The sequence below is a fragment of the uncultured Stenotrophomonas sp. genome, from assembly GCF_963519125.1.
GTDB lineage: Bacteria > Pseudomonadota > Gammaproteobacteria > Xanthomonadales > Xanthomonadaceae > Stenotrophomonas.
Genome location: NZ_CAUQLJ010000003.1, coordinates 255,977 through 272,032, shown reverse-complemented (window position 1 = coordinate 272,032; position 16,056 = coordinate 255,977). Strand labels below are relative to the sequence as shown.

The 16,056-nt window shown below is 64.1% G+C and carries 17 protein-coding genes; 11 read left to right on the top strand and 6 right to left on the bottom strand.

What is annotated here, in order from left to right:
• Window positions 1-61: 61 nt before the first annotated feature.
• The 8 genes from dsbG (at window position 62) to RYM47_RS04000 (ending at window position 9,603) form a co-directional block, all read left to right on the top strand.
• On the top strand, window positions 62-901 hold the full coding sequence (gene dsbG, locus RYM47_RS04035) for a thiol:disulfide interchange protein DsbG (protein ID WP_315386255.1): 840 nt from the start codon (window positions 62-64) through the stop codon (window positions 899-901).
• 265 nt (window positions 902-1,166) lie between these two features.
• Window positions 1,167-2,594, top strand: coding sequence for a DcaP family trimeric outer membrane transporter (locus RYM47_RS04030; protein ID WP_315386252.1), 1,428 nt, complete (start codon window positions 1,167-1,169; stop codon window positions 2,592-2,594).
• A 15-nt stretch (window positions 2,595-2,609) separates the two neighbouring features.
• Entirely contained in the window at window positions 2,610-3,956 is a 1,347-nt protein-coding gene (adiC, locus tag RYM47_RS04025; RefSeq protein ID WP_315386251.1) for an arginine/agmatine antiporter, read from the top strand.
• A gap of 21 nt (window positions 3,957-3,977) precedes the next feature.
• A complete protein-coding gene (locus RYM47_RS04020) occupies window positions 3,978-6,266 on the top strand; it encodes an Orn/Lys/Arg decarboxylase N-terminal domain-containing protein (protein WP_315386249.1) in 2,289 nt (762 codons plus the stop codon).
• A gap of 25 nt (window positions 6,267-6,291) precedes the next feature.
• Entirely contained in the window at window positions 6,292-7,194 is a 903-nt protein-coding gene (locus RYM47_RS04015) for a cation transporter (protein WP_315386247.1), read from the top strand.
• Between the two features lie 69 nt (window positions 7,195-7,263).
• Window positions 7,264-7,476 carry a ParD-like family protein gene (locus RYM47_RS04010; RefSeq protein ID WP_068852612.1) on the top strand — a complete coding sequence of 71 codons (213 nt, stop codon included), beginning with the start codon at window positions 7,264-7,266 and terminating at the stop codon, window positions 7,474-7,476.
• Window positions 7,473-8,237 (top strand): type I methionyl aminopeptidase, encoded by a 765-nt coding sequence (gene map / locus RYM47_RS04005; protein ID WP_315386246.1) that lies wholly within the window; start codon window positions 7,473-7,475, stop codon window positions 8,235-8,237. The genes RYM47_RS04010 and map overlap by 4 nt, the downstream gene beginning before the upstream one ends.
• A 265-nt stretch (window positions 8,238-8,502) precedes the next feature.
• Window positions 8,503-9,603 carry a hypothetical protein gene (locus RYM47_RS04000; protein ID WP_315386245.1) on the top strand — a complete coding sequence of 367 codons (1,101 nt, stop codon included), beginning with the start codon at window positions 8,503-8,505 and terminating at the stop codon, window positions 9,601-9,603.
• Here the strand turns inward: RYM47_RS04000 and RYM47_RS03995 are convergent.
• A complete protein-coding gene (locus RYM47_RS03995) occupies window positions 9,539-9,766 on the bottom strand; it encodes a LytTR family DNA-binding domain-containing protein (protein ID WP_315386244.1) in 228 nt (75 codons plus the stop codon). The genes RYM47_RS04000 and RYM47_RS03995 overlap by 65 nt on opposite strands.
• Before the next feature lie 141 nt (window positions 9,767-9,907).
• Between RYM47_RS03995 and RYM47_RS03990 the strand changes: the two genes are divergently transcribed.
• Window positions 9,908-11,020 (top strand): hypothetical protein, encoded by a 1,113-nt coding sequence (locus RYM47_RS03990; protein WP_315386242.1) that lies wholly within the window; start codon window positions 9,908-9,910, stop codon window positions 11,018-11,020.
• A 93-nt stretch (window positions 11,021-11,113) separates the two neighbouring features.
• Here the strand turns inward: RYM47_RS03990 and RYM47_RS03985 are convergent, their stop codons facing one another.
• Window positions 11,114-11,896, bottom strand: a complete 783-nt coding sequence (locus tag RYM47_RS03985) for a response regulator (protein ID WP_315386240.1) — start codon at window positions 11,894-11,896, stop codon at window positions 11,114-11,116.
• A complete protein-coding gene (locus tag RYM47_RS03980) occupies window positions 11,893-13,017 on the bottom strand; it encodes a histidine kinase (RefSeq protein ID WP_315386238.1) in 1,125 nt (374 codons plus the stop codon). Before RYM47_RS03980 ends, RYM47_RS03985 begins: the two co-directional genes overlap by 4 nt.
• A gap of 186 nt (window positions 13,018-13,203) precedes the next feature.
• Between RYM47_RS03980 and RYM47_RS03975 the strand changes: the two genes are divergently transcribed.
• Window positions 13,204-13,530 carry a hypothetical protein gene (locus tag RYM47_RS03975; RefSeq protein ID WP_315386237.1) on the top strand — a complete coding sequence of 109 codons (327 nt, stop codon included), beginning with the start codon at window positions 13,204-13,206 and terminating at the stop codon, window positions 13,528-13,530.
• Here the strand turns inward: RYM47_RS03975 and RYM47_RS03970 are convergent.
• The 3 genes from RYM47_RS03970 to RYM47_RS03960 form a co-directional block, all read right to left on the bottom strand.
• Window positions 13,512-13,928, bottom strand: a complete 417-nt coding sequence (locus RYM47_RS03970) for a hypothetical protein (RefSeq protein ID WP_315386235.1) — start codon at window positions 13,926-13,928, stop codon at window positions 13,512-13,514. The genes RYM47_RS03975 and RYM47_RS03970 overlap by 19 nt on opposite strands.
• Window positions 13,928-14,362 (bottom strand): hypothetical protein, encoded by a 435-nt coding sequence (locus tag RYM47_RS03965; RefSeq protein WP_315386234.1) that lies wholly within the window; start codon window positions 14,360-14,362, stop codon window positions 13,928-13,930. The genes RYM47_RS03970 and RYM47_RS03965 overlap by 1 nt, the downstream gene beginning before the upstream one ends.
• A gap of 111 nt (window positions 14,363-14,473) precedes the next feature.
• Window positions 14,474-15,436 (bottom strand): LysR substrate-binding domain-containing protein, encoded by a 963-nt coding sequence (locus RYM47_RS03960; RefSeq protein ID WP_315386232.1) that lies wholly within the window; start codon window positions 15,434-15,436, stop codon window positions 14,474-14,476.
• A 131-nt stretch (window positions 15,437-15,567) separates the two neighbouring features.
• On the opposite strand from RYM47_RS03960, the gene RYM47_RS03955 reads away from it, so the two are divergent.
• Window positions 15,568-15,969, top strand: coding sequence for a RidA family protein (locus RYM47_RS03955; RefSeq protein WP_315386230.1), 402 nt, complete (start codon window positions 15,568-15,570; stop codon window positions 15,967-15,969).
• Window positions 15,970-16,056 lie beyond the last annotated feature (87 nt).

Here is a 16,056-nt window from a genome sequence, read left to right as displayed (position 1 = left end):
CCGCCCGCCGGATGCGACTACCCTGTGGGCTGATCGTTACGGGCGTGCCCCGGGAGTGTCCATGTCGTTGAAAACTTCGCCCCTGCTGGGCTCCGTGCTGGCCGTGTCGGTACTGCTGGCGGTGGCCGGGTGCAGCCAGGCGCAGCAGCCTGCCAAGACCGCCGCCCAGCCGGCTGCCGCTTCCACTGCAAAATCCGGCGCGAACCGTCCTGCGGTGTTGCAGGGCATCGAGAAACACGGGTTCGAGGTGATGGGCGAATTCGATGCGCCGGGTGGATTGCGTGGCTTTGCGGGTCTGGTGGGCGGTCAGCAGCCGGCCGCTGCGTATGTCACCGCCGATGGCAAGAATGTGATGGTGGGCACGCTCTTCAATGAGAAGGGTGAGGATGTCGGCGCCGCGCCGCTGCAGAAACTGGTGGAAAAGCCGGTGTCCGACAAGATCTGGAACAAGCTCGATGCCAGCGCCTGGGTCCGCGACGGTCGTGCCGACGCCCCGCGCGTGGTCTATACCTTCAGCGATGCCAACTGCCCGTATTGCCATCGGTTCTGGGAAGCGGCACGGCCGTGGGTGGACAGCGGCAAGGTGCAGCTGCGGCACGTGATGGTGGGCGTGATCCGTGAGGACAGCCCGGCCAAGGCGGCGGCGATCCTGGGTGCGCCCAATCCCAGTGCGGTGTTCCTGCAGAACGAGCACGACTTCAGCAAGGGCGGGATCAAGCCGGCGGCGAAGATCACGCCGGAGCTGGCCAACAAGCTCGATGCGAACCAGGTGCTGATGGTGGAGCTGGGTTTCCAGGGCACGCCGGGCATTCTGTTCCGTGATGCGGACGGCATCGTGCAGCGTGTGTCGGGGATGCCGCAGGGGGAGGATATGGAGAAGGTGATGGGCGCGGTGCGTTGATTTCGATCAACGACTGAATAGGCCCGCAGTGGGATGCTGCGGGCATGGTTTTTTGCTTTGTTTTTGCTTTGACACGCATGGCGTGTCACTACGCTTCACGACACGCTAACTACTTGGTTGTTAATCAAGGCGCAGGCACGCGCAGTTGCTGCGCGAAACCCGGGATTGGGAGGGAGTCCCGCAGTACCGGGTCGCTGGCAGGGGGCGTGCACGGCAACGTTGCGTCCTCAGTCGGCCGTATTGTCTGCGGTCCATGGAGGACGTGATGCGTTGCTCTGTCGTGCTGTTCTGTGTGGTCGCGTTGTTGGCCACGCCCGTACATGCGCAGGATTCAGCGGAGGCGTTGCGCCAGGATATCCGCACGCTGCGCCAGACCCTGCAGTCGATGGAGCAGCGGCTGGATGCGCTGGAACGCGCCGAGGGCAGGGCGCCAGCGGCGACGCCCGAGGTCATCGCAGTGGCACCCACGGCGATCGCGCCCGGGGCCACGCTCAGCCAGGCCGCGAGCACGAAAGTACCCGGCACCGGCCAGGCCATCCTGCCGCCGCGCGATTCGGTCGGCGATCCTTCCACGGCCGCCTCGCGCCCTGACAGCGCCGCCGGGCCGACCGACCCGGAGCTGAAAGGCTTTTTCGCCATTCCCAATACCGACACGCTGATACGCATTGGCGGTTACGCCAAACTGGATGCGATCGTCGATACCCGCGCCGCCGGCGATGAAGACCAGTTCGTCACGTCTACCATTCCGGTCGGCAGCGCCCACCGCGACACGTCCAACTTCAACCTGCACGCCAAGCAGACCCGCTTCAGCTTCGAGGCGCGCCGGCCGACCTCGCGCGGCAACCTGCGCTTCTATCTGGAAAACGACTTCTTCGGCAGCAGTGACGGCTATGAGTTCCGGCTGCGCCATGCCTACGGTCAGCTGGGCAACACCTACGCGGGCTATGGCTACGCTACCTTCATGGACGCCGACAGCCTGCCCGACACGCTGGACTTCGCCGGGCCGGGAGGCGCGGGCTACCTGCTGGTGGCCGGGGTGCACCACAGCTTCGAGATGGGCAAGGGCAACACCCTCACCCTTGCCGCTGAAGACCCCGACAGCCAGCTGGCCGGCACCACCGACGACACCGTGGCGGTGAATCGGCTGCCCGATGTGACCGTGGCCGCGCGCATGGAGCGCGACTGGGGCCACCTGCAGCTGGGTGGCGTAGCGCGCAGCCTGGGGTATGACGGCGACCAGCGCGACGAGCGCCGGTTCGGGGGCGGTGTGCAGCTCAGTGGGTCGGCCTCGGTTGGCGAGCAGGACCTGGTGCTGTTTGGCCTGCTCGGTGGCAAGGGCATGAGTCGCTATACCGCCGACCTGACCGGTTCGGGGCTGGACGCGGTGATCGGCCTGGACGGGCGCCTGCACGCGCTGTCGCTGCAGGGCGGCTTCGTCGGATACACCCATTACTGGTCGCCGATGTGGCGGTCGAACCTGGTGTACGGCCAGCTGAGCATGGACCGTAACGATGCACTGGCGGCCGATGCATTCAAGCAGAGCCAGTACGGCGTCTTCAACCTGATCTGGAGCCCGGCGCCCTCGTGGACGATGGGCATGGAAGTGCTGTACGGGCAGTTGGAGCAGCAGAACGGAGAACGCGCCGACACGGTGCGCGTGCAGGGCAGCCTGCAATACAACTTCATCAAGTAACGGAGCGATACCGTCATGGCGCAGAAGAAGATCGGGGTAGTGGGTGCCACCTTCCTGGTGGCCGGCAACATGATGGGCTCGGGCGTGTTCCTGTTGCCGTCCAGCCTGGCCAAGATCGGTACCGCCTCGATCTGGGGCTGGTTGGTGACCACCGCAGGTGCGCTGCTGCTGGCGTTCGTGTTCGCCAAGCTGGGCAAGCTGGCGCCCAAGGCCGGCGGTCCTTACGCGTACGCGCGTGACTGGTTCGGGCCCTACATGGGCTTCCAGACCAACACCATCTACTGGTTCGCCAACTGGATCGGCAACGTGGCCATTCCGATCGCGGCGGTGGGTTACTTCAGCTACTTCTTTCCGATCCTGTCGCAGCCGATACCGCGCTGCATCGCGGTACTGGCGCTGGTGTGGGCATTGAGCTTCGCCAACGTGATCGGCCCGGCCTTCGTGAGCCGGGTGCAGACGGTGACCACCAGCTTCGCGCTGGTGCCGATCCTGGGCATCGCCATCTTCGGCTGGTTCTTCTTCGACCCGACCATCTTCAAGGGCGCCTACAACGTTTCGGGCGAGAGCAATTTCGGCGCGATTTCGAGCGCGGCGGCGCTGACCCTGTGGGCGTTCATCGGGGTGGAGTCGGCCTCGGTCACGGCCGGGGTGGTCGAGAATCCGGAGAAGAACGTGGCGAGGGCTACGCTGGCCGGTGTGTTCCTGGCAGCGGTGGCCTACATCGCCAGTTCGTCGGTGATCATGGGCATGGTGCCCAATGGCGAGCTGCAGGTGTCCGACGCGCCGTTCGCGCTGGCTGCCGCCAATGCGGTAGGCGGCTGGGGCGGAGCAGTGGTGAGCCTGTGCGCCTTCATCGGTGCGGCCGGTTCGCTGGGCGGCTGGATCCTGCTGACCGCGCAGAGCGCCAAGGCCGCGTCCGACGACGGGCTGTTCCCGAGCATCTTCAGCAAGACCAACAAGGACGACGTGCCGGTCAAGGGCGTGTTGATCGTGGCGGTGCTGATGACCCTGGCGGTGCTCGTGACCTCGACCTCCAAGACCGCCTCCGCGCAGTTCGATGTGATCACCTCGGCCGCGGTGGTGCTGACCCTGCTGCCCTACATCTACTCCTGCGTGGCCTGCTACTTCGTGGTGGAACGCTCGCACACGCTGGTGCATATCGGCGCGTTCTGGTTCCTGACCAGCATCACGGTGGTGTATTGCCTGTGGGCGATCTTCGGTTCGTCCGGCAGTATCGTGCAGTACGCCTTCCTGTTCGTGCTGTTCATCACCGTGTTCTACCCGTTCTTCAGCGAGGAGCGCCGCCGCCAGCGCGGCCAGCTGCCGCCGCTGGACGCGACCGGCAACGCGAAGCTTTCTTGATCTTCCCCCAGGAGAAACGCTGTGTACTTCAAGTCTCTGGATTACCCGATCATTGTCATCGATGACGATTACGAGTCGCCGCGGATTGGCGGCATCCTGATCCGCGCGTTGGTCGAGGAGCTGCGTGGCAGCGACCAGCGCGTGCTGTGCGGCCTGACCCTGGCCGATGCGCAGTCCGGTGCGCGGACCTATGTGGCCGCGTCGGCGGTGTTGATCTCCATCGACGGCACCGAGGACAAGCCGGGCGAATTCCAGCGCCTGCTCGGCTTCCTGCGCGAGCAGAGCGCCCGTCGAGGCAGCCTGCCGGTGTTCCTGTACGGCGAACGGCGCACCATCGAGAAGGTGCCCAGCAAGCTGCTCAAGTACATCCACGGCTACATCTTCCTGTTCGAGGACACCAAGAGCTTCATCGCCCGGCAGGTGATGCGCGCGGCCGACGACTACATGCAGCAGTTGCTGCCGCCGTTCTTCAAGGCGCTTATCCACCACACCGCCGAGTCCAACTATTCGTGGCATACGCCGGGGCATGCGGGCGGGGTGGCGTTCACCAAGTCGCCGGTCGGACGTGCCTTCCACCAGTTCTATGGCGAGAACACGCTGCGCAGCGACCTGTCGATCTCGGTACCCGAACTGGGCTCGCTGCTCGACCACAGCGGCCCGATCAAGGCCGCCGAGAACGAAGCCGCGCGCAACTTCGGCGCCGACCATACGTTCTTCGTCACCAACGGCACCTCCACCGCCAACAAGATCGTCTGGCATGGCACGGTGGCGCGTGGTGACGTGGTGTTTGTCGACCGCAATTGCCACAAGTCGCTGCTGCACGCGCTGATCATGACCGGTGCGGTGCCGGTGTACTTCACCCCCAGCCGCAACGCGCACGGCATCATCGGCCCGATCAGCCTGGACCAGTTCACGCCGGAATCGCTGCAGCAGCGCATTGCTGCCAACCCGCTGGCCAGCCAGGCCTACCAGGCCGGTTCCAAGCCGCGCATCGCAGTGGTAACCAACTCGACCTATGACGGCCTGTGCTACAACGCCGAGAAGATCGCTGATGAGATCGGCAGCGCGGTCGATTTCCTGCACTTCGATGAGGCCTGGTACGCCTACGCCGCGTTCCATCCGTTCTACGAGAACCACTACGGCATGGCCAAAGGCAAGCCGCGTGAGCAGGATGCGATCATCTTCACCACGCATTCAACCCACAAGCTGCTGGCGGCGTTCTCGCAGGCGTCGATGATCCACGTGCGCAACTCGGCACAGCGCAACCTGGACGCCGAGCGCTTCAACGAGTCGTTCATGATGCACACCTCGACCAGCCCACACTACGGGGTGATCGCGGCCTGCGACGTGGCCTCGAAGATGATGGAAGGCGATGCTGGCCGCTCGCTGGTGCAGGAAATGCATGACGAAGCCATCGCCTTCCGCCGCGCAATGCTGCACGTCCGCGATGATCTCGGTCGCGACGACTGGTGGTTCAGCGTATGGCAGCCGACCCAGGTCGAGCGCAGCCTGGACAAGGGCGATACGCCGGCACCGCTGGTGGCCAAGCGCGAGGAGTGGTACCTGCAGCCGGACGCCCATTGGCATGGCTTCGAGAACCTGGTTGACGACTATGTGCTGATCGACCCGATCAAGGTGACCCTGCTGACTCCGGGCCTGGCGATGGACGGCAGCATGGGCAAGCTGGGCATTCCGGCGGCGGTGTTGAGCAAGTTCCTGTGGGGCCGCGGCATTACCGTGGAAAAGACCAACCTGTACTCGGTGCTGTTCCTGTTCTCGATGGGCATCACCAAGGGCAAGTGGAGCACCCTGGTCACCGAGCTGATGGCGTTCAAGGAACTGTTCGACGCCAACGCGCCGTTGACCCGCGCGCTGCCGGACCTGGCCGCGGACTATCCGCAGGCTTACGGTGGCTGGGGGTTGCGCGATCTGTGCCTGGCGCTGCACGCGTTCAATCGCGAATTCGCGGTGGCGCAGGTGATGCGGGAGATGTACGTGGACCTGCCCGAGCCGGTGATGACGCCGGCCGAGGCCTACGACCACCTGGTGCGCGGGCAGATCGAGCGGGTCGACATCGAAGCGATCAGCGGCCGCATTGCCGGGACCATGCTGGTGCCATACCCGCCCGGCATTCCGACCATCATGCCGGGCGAACGTTTCGGTGCGTCCGACGAGCCGATCATCCAGTCGCTGCGCATCGCCCGCGAGCAGAACGCGCGCTTCCCGGGCTTCGAGTCGGACGTGCACGGGCTTATCATCGACCGTGACGGCGACGTGCCGAGCTACAAGGTGGAGGTGCTGAAGACCTGAGCAACGGGCAGGCCTTCGGCAGGCGATGGATACAGCACGCGAGCAGCGGGTCCTGAAATTTTCGATCGGGGTGACGGTGGCGGTCAGCGCCACCGGCTTCATTGGCGGGCTGCTGGTGGGCTCGCAGGCGATCCTGTTCGACGGCGTGTACAGCTTGGTCGACGTGGCCCTGACCCTGGTCGCGCTGGCGGTGCTGCGCCTGCTCGGTCGCGAGGGCAGCCCGCGTTTCCAGTACGGCTATTGGCACCTGGAGCCGATGGTGGAAGCGCTGGGCGGGGCGATCCTGGCGCTGGCCTGCATCTACGCGGTGGCCAATTCCATCATCGGCCTGACCACCGGCGGCCACGTGGTCCGCGCCGGCCCGGCACTGATGTGGGCCAGCCTGCTCTGTGTGAGCAATCTGGGCATGGCAGCGATCATCCGCGTCCACGCGAAGCGCCTGCGTTCGGCATTGTTGTGGCTGGACGTGCGCGCATGGCTGCTCAGCGGCATGATGAGCCTGGCGGTGGTGCTGGCGTTCGCGCTGGCGCTGCTGCTGAAGGACGGCGACCACGCGCACTGGATTCCCTACCTGGACCCGCTGGTGCTGGCGATCATCAGCGTGGCGGTACTGCCGGTGCCGCTGCGCGGCGCGTGGAGAGCCATGCGTGAGGTGCTGCAGGTAGCGCCCGACACGCTGGACGCACGGGTGCAGACGGTGATGCAGCAGTTCATTGCCGAGCACGGCTATCTGGACTTCACCAGCCACGTCGCCAAGATGGGGCGCATGCGCTTCGTGGAGATCCATATCCTGACCCACCCCGACACCGTGATCGGCACGATCGGCAGCGTGGATGCGCTGCGCGATGACATTGCCGAGCGGCTGGATGCGCGTGGCAGCGAGTTCTGGCTGACCATCGACTTCACCGCCGACCCGGCCTGGACGTGAGCAGGCGTCGGTGGCCGGGGATATATGTATCGTATATGATGCGTATATACCCCGAGATCAGAGGCCGCCATGGGCATCGTCAACATCGACGACGAACTGCACGACAACCTTCGCCGCGCCAGCGGCGTTTCAGGGCGTTCCATCAACGCGCAGGCGGGCTTCTGGATCAAGGTCGGCATGCTGTGCGAGATGAACCCCGGCATGAGTTATCAGGAGATCGTCAACCGTGAGCTGCGGGCGGCCGGGGTGGACCCCGGCGCGCTGCGGGTGGCGGTCGCGTGATCAAGACGCTGGAAGAACAGGCGCTGATGCGGGCGTCCGGGCGGTTGTTGGCCTCGGTGTTCGAGGCCTTGGACCGGTTGCAGCTGGAAGGCATGAGCACGCTGCAGGTCAACGACTGGGTCGAGCGCTTCATCGTCGATGAGTTGAAGGCCCGGCCCGCTAGCAAGGGGCAGTACGGCTTCGCGTACGTGCTCAACAGCTCGGTCGACAACGTGGTGTGCCATGGCGTGCCGTCGGCGAGCGAGATTCTGCGCAGCGGCAGCATCGTCAATCTCGACATTACGCTGGAGAAGGAGGGCTTCATTGCCGACTCCAGCAAGACCTATCTGATCGGCGACGTGGATTTCCAGGCAAAGCGTCTGGTGCGCGTGACGCGCGAAGCGATGTGGAAGGGTATTGCGGTGGTGCGTCCGGGTGCAACGCTGGGCGATGTGGGCTTCGCCATCCAGCAGCACGCCAAGGCGAACGGCTACAGTGTCGTGCGCGAATTCTGCGGGCATGGCATCGGCCGGGAGATGCACGAAGAGCCGCAGGTACTGCACTACGGCAAGCGCGGCACCGGCGAGGAACTGGAAGCCGGCATGACCTTCACCATTGAGCCGATGATCAATCAGGGTCGCGCCGCCATCGACATGAGCGAAGACGGTTGGACGGTGACCACGCGCGACGGAAAGCTGTCCGCACAGGCCGAGCACACAGTGCTGGTAACCGAAGACGGCGTGGAAGTTCTGACCCTGCGCGCAGGCGAAAAGACCGCGTAGCGCCGGGCTCTGTCCGGCTGTCGCACGTCCCGCTCGAACGCCGGTCATGCGCACGCTGCGGTTACTTCTACCCAACACGCCGCCATAACAACCCCGGGACTATGTTGGCCGCTCACGGGGGTGAATCGCGAGCAGTGAGCTGCGCTCAACGGGCTTGTGTTTACCGTGCCCGTTGCGTTGACTTCTGTTCGGTGCAGCCCTTGGGGTCGGCGTGCCGATTGCGGTGCGCTTCCCATGCTTGCGATCCAAGTGGCACTACAGGCCAATGGAAGACAACCTGGGAGCATTCGCTATGAGTACGAGATCCAATGAACTGTTGACCGATGGCGAGCCGCTCGTCGTCGAAGGTGGTGGGTTCGAGCCGGAGCCCTTGGCAGACTGGCACTCGCTGTCAGTGTTCAGGGTGCAGATCCACAAGAACACCGGTGTGAATGCCGAAGTCTACGCGAACGGGCTGCAGCAGGTGCCGATCGAAGTCGTGGTCCAAGCGCGCGACAGGAACAACGTGGTGGTAAATCTGACTCAAGAACAGCTGATGGGTGTCAATGGCGTCAGGCTGATCCACTATGAGAATAACGTTGGTGTCCCTTTGTGCACGCATACCCACGATGCTCGCTTTGTCTATGAATGGAATCCAACGCGAGACGATGGAACAGAGCTTGAGCCAGATGCGCAAACGGATGAGGCGCCGACGTCGACTGGTCAGATTGTCAAAATCTACGTAAGAAAGAAGGACCTGTCATCGACTTGGATCGCTGCAGAGATCACTTCTCCGTCGGGTGCAAAATTCCGCACGAATACGCCGAATCCGACGGATGGAAAGTTCGATAGTTGGGTCACGATCAAGGGCAGGGAGCCGAAGATTTACCCTTGGAATTGCTCCACCATGACCAGCGAGAATGCATACAATGCCACCTACTGGGATGTAGATCTTTATTACATCAGGTTCATTGACACGAAGTTGAGAATTGTTGCCAGTCGCCACTATGGTTACGGCGACCATGATGGCTATCACTACAATTGGCTCAAGGGCGGCAACCAGACGCTGCACGTCTGCTACGGGGCAGGTGCTGCAAGGCCGGTGACCCATCGTTCCCTGGCGGGTACCAATTCCATAACCTTGAACATCAACAAGCATCCGGGGCAAGCGACCGCTTCCCGTATTCTTGATGCGCGTGACTACGGTTGCGTCAGCTATCAGGGCTGCGTGATGGGCTACATCGACCAGCACGGGAATGAGAGCAAAGTTTTCGTCAGGGGGACCTCGGACGGGAACATGCTGTATCTGGATGATCCTGGTCTCAAGGGTACGGAGCTACCGCCCGAGGACGATGACCTCTCAGCTGGTGAGGAAGCTTCAGGATGACAGGTGTCTGCCACATGCGAAGCTCCTGGCTGGTGTCCAGGGTGGTTACACGATGGCCGTTGAACGACGGGTGGATGGTCTTGACCCTGGCGATGGTGACGATGGTCGAGCGGTGTACCCGTGCAACGTGCCTCGGGTCCAGCCGCTCGGCCAACGCGGTCATGGTGCCGCGGTGCTCGTGCGTCGTCGTGGCCGCGTGGATCTCCACAGTCTTGCGTGCTGCCGAGCCGTTTGCAGTGTTGAGGCTACGCGCTCACGACTGAGCGGTTTGACCAGGTAGTCCACGGCATTCTCCTGAATCTGGATGTCCGTCAACCAATGGAAAACAACTTGGGAGCAATCTGTCATGAGTACGGTATCCACTGTGCCCGGCACTGAGCGCGAGCTGGTCACCGAGGGCGATGACCCGCAACGGGAGGTCCAGCCGTTCACGCAATGGACCACGCTGAGTGAATTCTCCGTGAGGCTCCACAAGCAGTCCAACGTCAATGCGGACATCTATGCAAACGGGCGGCAGCAAGCGCCGATCGAGGTGCATCTGCAGGCTCGCGACCGGAACAATGTCGCGGTCAGCCTCACTCAAACGCAGCTGGAGAGCAGCATCAGGCTGATCGAGTATGAGTCGAACCGTGCCGTGGTCGGTTGCACGCACGACAAGGATGATCGCTATGTTTACGAATGGCCCCTGGTACGGGACGACGCTGTGATCGCCAAAGAAGAGGCGCGGGGCAGTGAAACCCCGGAAGCTGCTGCGCAGACCATCACGATATACGTGCGCAAGACCAACCAGACGACGACCTGGATTGCCGCGGAGATTACATCTCCATCCGGGACGAAATTCCGGACCAATACGCCGAATCCGACCGTCGGAAAGTTCGATAGTTGGATCAAGCTCAGAGGGAGGGAGCCCACGTCATTCAAATGGGATTGTTTCACCATGACCTGGGAGAATGCGTACAATCCGACTTACTGGGATGTGGATCTGTATTACATACGGTTCAAAGACAGCAATCTGAGGATCGTTGCCAGTCGGCACTATGGTTGGAGTGGGCACGACAAGTGGCACTACGCGTGGATGAAGAGCGGCAATCAGGTACAGCACGTGTGCTACGGCGCAGATTATCCCAGGGATGTGCGTCATTACTCGATGGCGGGCAGCAACTACTTGACCATCAGCATCAACAGGCGTCCCGGACAAGCGACTGCGGCCCGCATCAAGGACGCGCGCGACTATGGGAACGTCAGATATGAGTCGTGCGTGATGGGTTATATGGACCAGCACGGCAATGAGAGCTTTGTGTGGGTCAGGGGCACCTCGGACGGGAACATGCTGTATCTGGATGATCCAGGTCGCGCAGGTGAAGAGCCGCCGCCCGTGGACGAGGACCTGCCACCCGGCGATGTGGTTTCAGAGTGACGTCATCCGGGGTAGGCCGCAGAGGTATAGGGTCAGGGGGCTTCTGGGTGGTGCGCGAAGAGCAGCGGGGCAGAGCCCGGCGCTACGGGTGGGTCACGTCGTATCTGCTCGCGTAGAAACCAGCTTCAAGAACGCCTCATTCTGGTACCGGCTCATCCGTAGCTGCTGACCGGTGTCCAGGGTGACCACATGGTGGCCGTTGAACCACGGATGGATGGTCTTGACCCGGGCGATGTTGACGATGGCCGAGCGGTGTACCCGCGCGAAGTGCCTCGGGTCCAGCCGCTCGGCCAACGCGGTCAGGGTGCCACGGTGCTCGTGCATTTTCGTGGCGAGGTGGATCTCCACGGTGTTGCGTGCGGCCTTGATCCAGACGATGTCGGCGACGTCGATCAGCACCACGTGTTCGTCCACCCGGACGGGGATGCGCTGCAGGTAGGCTTCCCGCTGGCGCAAGGCGTCCAACGCCTGCAGGATCTGCGCGGTGGACTGCGCGCTGGTGCCGACCGCAGCCGACACACGCTGACGCGCCCTCTGCAGTGTTGCGGCGAAGCGCTCACGACTGAACGGTTTGACCAGGTAATCCACGGCATTGGCCTCGAATGCCTTCACCGCGTACTGCTCGTAGGCGGTGACGAATACGGTGGCCGGCATGCGCTCGGCGCCTATCGTGGCGATCACGTCCAGCCCGGTGATCGCCGGCATCTGGATGTCCAGGAACACCAGGTCGGGCGAGTGTTCGCGGATGGCCTTGACGGCGGAGACGCCGTCGCCGCATTCGCCGAGCAGCTCGATCTCCGGGTCGTCGGCCAGCAGCCGCACGATCGCCCGGCGTGCCAGCGGCTCATCGTCGACCACCAGCACGCGGATGCTCATGCCCGCGCCGTCCCCGCGTCGAATTCCGGCGCGTCGTCGATGGGCAGCAGGGTGCGGAACGGCAGGCGGACCCGGCAGGCCACGCCTTCCGGCCAGAGCATGTCGAGGCGTACCTCGGCGGCCTCGCCATACAGCTCTCTGAGACGCAGGCGGGTATTGGACATGCCGATGCCATGGCCGGAGGGGGCGCTGCCGGCGCTTTCCAGCGAGCTGTTGCGGTTGCGCACTTCAATGCAGAGCGCGTCGCCGTCGCGGCGGGTTTCGATCTCCACCACGTCTTCGCCCACGCGCTGGCCGATGCCGTGGCGCAGTGCGTTTTCCACCAGCGGCTGCAGCAGCAGGCTGGGTACCGCGCAGTCGAGCGTGTCCGGCGCGATGTAGGTACGCGTGGTCAGGCGGTCCTTGAAGCGCACGCGCTGGATGCCCAGGTACAGCTCGATCAGGTCCAGCTCCTGGCGCAGCGGGATCTCCTGGCCGTCGTAGTCTTCCAGGAACGCACGCAGCAGTTCGCTCAGGCGCAGCAGCATGTCTTCGGCCGACAGAGTGTCTTCGTCGAGCAGGGTGATGATGGCGTGCAGGGTGTTGAACAGGAAGTGGGGTTGCAATTGGGACTTGAGCGACAGCAGGCGCGACTGGGCCAGTTCGGTGGCGAGCCGGCTGGCCTCCACTTCGCGCTGTGCTTTCTCGGCCTGGAAGTGCAGGGCCTGCTGCAGGGCGAACAGCGCCCAGTAGGTCAGCAACCCGATGGCGAAATGCTGGGCCAGGAAGTAGCCGAGTTGTTCGAAGAATCCACTCGGTTCGAACAGGGTGGAGACCAGTGCGCCGATCACCATGGCGGCAGAGGTGAGCACCAGGCTGGCCAGTACGTGCCTGCCCAGGCCGCGCAGGCGCCGGGTCGGGTCGAAGGGATGGCGCTCGGCCAGGCGGAACACCAGGGGTGCGAGCGCTGCCCATGTGTACCACTGGATCATCGACCAGCGCAGATGCGCCACCAGGGGCACGCTGTTGCCGTGCATGCCGTCGCTGAGTACATGCTGCACGGCGAACACCACCGCGACGGCGGTCCACAGCAGCAGATAGCGGGTCAGCGGGATGGAAGTACTGCCAAGGCGAACGATCACGGCGGGTATCCGGGGCGCCCGGCACGGCGGGGCAGGGCCATCTTAGGCGGCCGTGCCGGTCCGGAGAAGCGCCGTGAGGGCCCATTACGATTGGTCCCGGCGCAACGACGATTGGTCCCGGATCGGTTGTCGGCGGGGGCACGAGCGGCGCGTCATGCAGGCTCACCCACGCTGGAGCCTGCCGCCATGCATACCCGTTCCTTCGTACTGCTTGCCCTGTTGTCTGTGACCTCGGCCGCCCACGCCGCTGAGCAGCCGCGCTACCTGACGGTGCTCAACCGGGCGCACGACAGCATCATGCGCCTGGAGGTCGCCGCAGCGGGCAGCGGCGCGTTCGAAGCCCGCCCGATCGACCGCATTGACGCCGGTGGCGGCAGCACGACCGTGCGGCTGGGCGATACCGGCTGCAGTTTCGACCTGCGCCTGGCGTTCCGCAACGGGCGCGATGCGATTTACCGGGAGGTGGATGTGTGCCGTGGTGACGTACTGGTGGTTCAGCCGCTGCCGTCATGACCGGTGCAGAGCCGCTGCCAGCGCTGGGCCAACCGCCGCGAACCCCACCACGCAGAGATGGGCAGTGACGCAGCCAGTAGTACGAACGCCCCGGTCACGGTGCTCTTGATAGTGGTCAGCAGTCCGCCACCCGGGACGCCGGCCTCCTGCATCTGCGGTGCCAGGAACGTGCCCGCTACAGTGGCCGGAACCAGCAAAAGCGCGTAGGCCGCGCCCGTAACGCCGTAGGCGAGCGCGGCCGAGGTGGCGACGAAGAGCAGAGGGCGGGGAAGTGCGGTGCGGCGGATCAAGGTCTTGAGCGCCGCCCACCAGACCGGTGAGGTCACCCATACCAGAATCAGGGCTTCTTCGAGAAAGTGCCAGAGCAGCATGTTGAATGTAGCCGCCGGGATCTCCATCAGCGTGCTCCTTTGCTGGAGAGAAGTCCGCGTGCGCACCACGAAGTCCAGTGCGACTCCAACTGCCGTGTAACAGCCCAGGTCAGCAGGATGTGCAGCACTGCCAGCAACGGAAGCTGGTTCGACACCATGCGGATGGCCAGCCAGCTGCCCGGTGCCAGCAGTGCGTATATCCACGGATGGCTCGCCTCCGCCAACACCTGCGACCCGGCACTCAGGGCCGCGCCGCCCATCGCGCCCATGGTCGTGCCGCCGTAGACCAGCGCACTGGCGAAGAAGATGAAAGACCCCGGGTTGACCAGGCGATTGCCTGCGCGAAATGCGCGAAGGCTCGCCCACCAGATGGGAGCGCTCGACCAGACGAAGTAAAGCAGGGCAACGCCCGCGAACATCAGGGAGAGTTTCGTGCCGAACAATTCGAGGAACTGCGTCAATGCCTGCCCCCGCCCGACGCACGCGCGCAGGCTCTGCTGACAATACTAGGTGACGGCCGCCTCCACTGCCACCCGCTGGCTGTCGGGTCCAACATCGCAGGCACGGCCTCGTTACTGGTGTTCCTGCTGCTGGTGCTGTCCACCCGGTAGATCCACGCCCTGCGTTGCTTTCGGCACGTGCTCTGCCATCAAGGCCGCGACCCAATCGACAAACACGCGCAGTTTGGCGCTGACGTGCCGGTTGGGCCGGAATGCAACGTGCAGGGGCATCGGGTCAACCTGCCAGTCGGTCAGTACCCGCACCAGTTCACCACGTCGTTCGTGCTCGGCAGCGACGTAGTCCGGCAGCCATAGCACGCCCAGTCCGGCCACGCCGGCGGCGAGGTAGGCATTGCCATCATCCACGGCCAGCAGGTGACGGCCGTGCACGGTCAGCGTCTCATCGCCGCGGTGAAGCACATACGGCATGGCGCCGGTGGGGCGTGAACCACGGTAGCCGACGATACGGTGCGGCTCGGTTTCCAGCGCGGTCGGGTGCGAGGGCATGCCGATTTTCTCAAGGTACTGCGGCGCTGCGTACAGGCCGGCCTGCAGGTCGCCGATACGGCGGGCGACCAGTGACGGGTCGGTCAGCACGCCGCCACGGATTACGCAATCCACGTTCTCGTCGATCAGGTCGACGTTGCGGTCGCTGACTCCCAGGTCGAGCTGGATGTCCGGGTAACGTGCATGGAAGTCGGGCAGTGCCGGGACGAGCAGAAAACGCGCGAGGGGCGCGGGGACGTCCACGCGCAGGCGGCCGCGCGGGCTGGCGGCGAAACTGGAGAGACTGGTCTCGGCGTCGTCCAGGTTCGCCAGCAGCCTGGCCACATGCTCGTAGTAGGCGGCGCCGTCTTCGGTGACGTTGACCTGGCGGGTGGTGCGGTTGAGCAGGCGCACGCGCAGGCGCGCTTCCAGCTGCTGCACCAGTTGGGTCACCGTGGTGCGGCTCATGTGCAGGGTCTGCGCGGCCTTGGTGAAGCTGCCGGTCTCCACGACCCGGGCGAAGGCCTGCATGGCATCGAAACGGTCCATCGGCACTCCCGTGGGCAATTGTTTGGATTCTACAAACAGTGATGGCCAAGGTTGGTCGTTTATCGCCCCGGGCGGCGCTCGTACCGTGGAGGCATTCCCTCACCGGGCCCTGCGCCCCTCTGGAGACTTCCATGGCAACCCGAGACGTTGTATTCCCAGCTGGCCGGCAGGATCTGTATGCCCGCTACCGCTATTCTCCCGCCGTGAGATCGAACGGCTTCCTGTTCGTCTCCGGACAGGTTGGTAGCCGCGAAGACGGTTCGCCGGAGCCGGGACTGGAAGCGCAGGTGCACCGCCTTTTCGAGAACCTCAATGCAGTGTTGGCCGCAGCAGGCTGCACGTTCGACGATGTGGTCGACGTGACCGTCTTCATGATCGATCCGGACAAGATCCTCGACCAGGTCTGGGCGATCGTGCCCGAGTACTGGGGCCAGGCCCCGCACCCGAGCCTGACCGCCGTGGGCGTGACCTGGCTGAGTGGCTTCGACGTCGAGTTCAAGGTGATTGCGAGGCTGCCTGAGCTGCCCGTGTGACGCACTCGTTTAACGGAATTGACACAAACATGAACAGGAGGCAGAGTGGCGCCGCCCAGAAGGGCAACCACCTTTGGAAGGACCTGA

What these genes read in the sequence shown, in the direction of transcription:
- dsbG (WP_315386255.1), top strand. Translation starts at nt 62, where the DNA reads ATGTCGTTGAAAACTTCGCCCCTGCTGGGCTCCGTGCTGGCCGTGTCG.
- RYM47_RS04030 (WP_315386252.1), top strand. Translation starts at nt 1,167, where the DNA reads ATGCGTTGCTCTGTCGTGCTGTTCTGTGTGGTCGCGTTGTTGGCCACG.
- adiC (WP_315386251.1), top strand. Translation starts at nt 2,610, where the DNA reads ATGGCGCAGAAGAAGATCGGGGTAGTGGGTGCCACCTTCCTGGTGGCC.
- RYM47_RS04015 (WP_315386247.1), top strand. Translation starts at nt 6,292, where the DNA reads ATGGATACAGCACGCGAGCAGCGGGTCCTGAAATTTTCGATCGGGGTG.
- RYM47_RS04010 (WP_068852612.1), top strand. Translation starts at nt 7,264, where the DNA reads ATGGGCATCGTCAACATCGACGACGAACTGCACGACAACCTTCGCCGC.
- RYM47_RS04000 (WP_315386245.1), top strand. Translation starts at nt 8,503, where the DNA reads ATGGAAGACAACCTGGGAGCATTCGCTATGAGTACGAGATCCAATGAA.
- RYM47_RS03995 (WP_315386244.1), bottom strand. Translation starts at nt 9,766, where the DNA reads ATGACCGCGTTGGCCGAGCGGCTGGACCCGAGGCACGTTGCACGGGTA.
- RYM47_RS03990 (WP_315386242.1), top strand. Translation starts at nt 9,908, where the DNA reads ATGTCCGTCAACCAATGGAAAACAACTTGGGAGCAATCTGTCATGAGT.
- RYM47_RS03985 (WP_315386240.1), bottom strand. Translation starts at nt 11,896, where the DNA reads ATGAGCATCCGCGTGCTGGTGGTCGACGATGAGCCGCTGGCACGCCGG.
- RYM47_RS03975 (WP_315386237.1), top strand. Translation starts at nt 13,204, where the DNA reads ATGCATACCCGTTCCTTCGTACTGCTTGCCCTGTTGTCTGTGACCTCG.
- RYM47_RS03970 (WP_315386235.1), bottom strand. Translation starts at nt 13,928, where the DNA reads ATGGAGATCCCGGCGGCTACATTCAACATGCTGCTCTGGCACTTTCTC.
- RYM47_RS03960 (WP_315386232.1), bottom strand. Translation starts at nt 15,436, where the DNA reads ATGGACCGTTTCGATGCCATGCAGGCCTTCGCCCGGGTCGTGGAGACC.
- RYM47_RS03955 (WP_315386230.1), top strand. Translation starts at nt 15,568, where the DNA reads ATGGCAACCCGAGACGTTGTATTCCCAGCTGGCCGGCAGGATCTGTAT.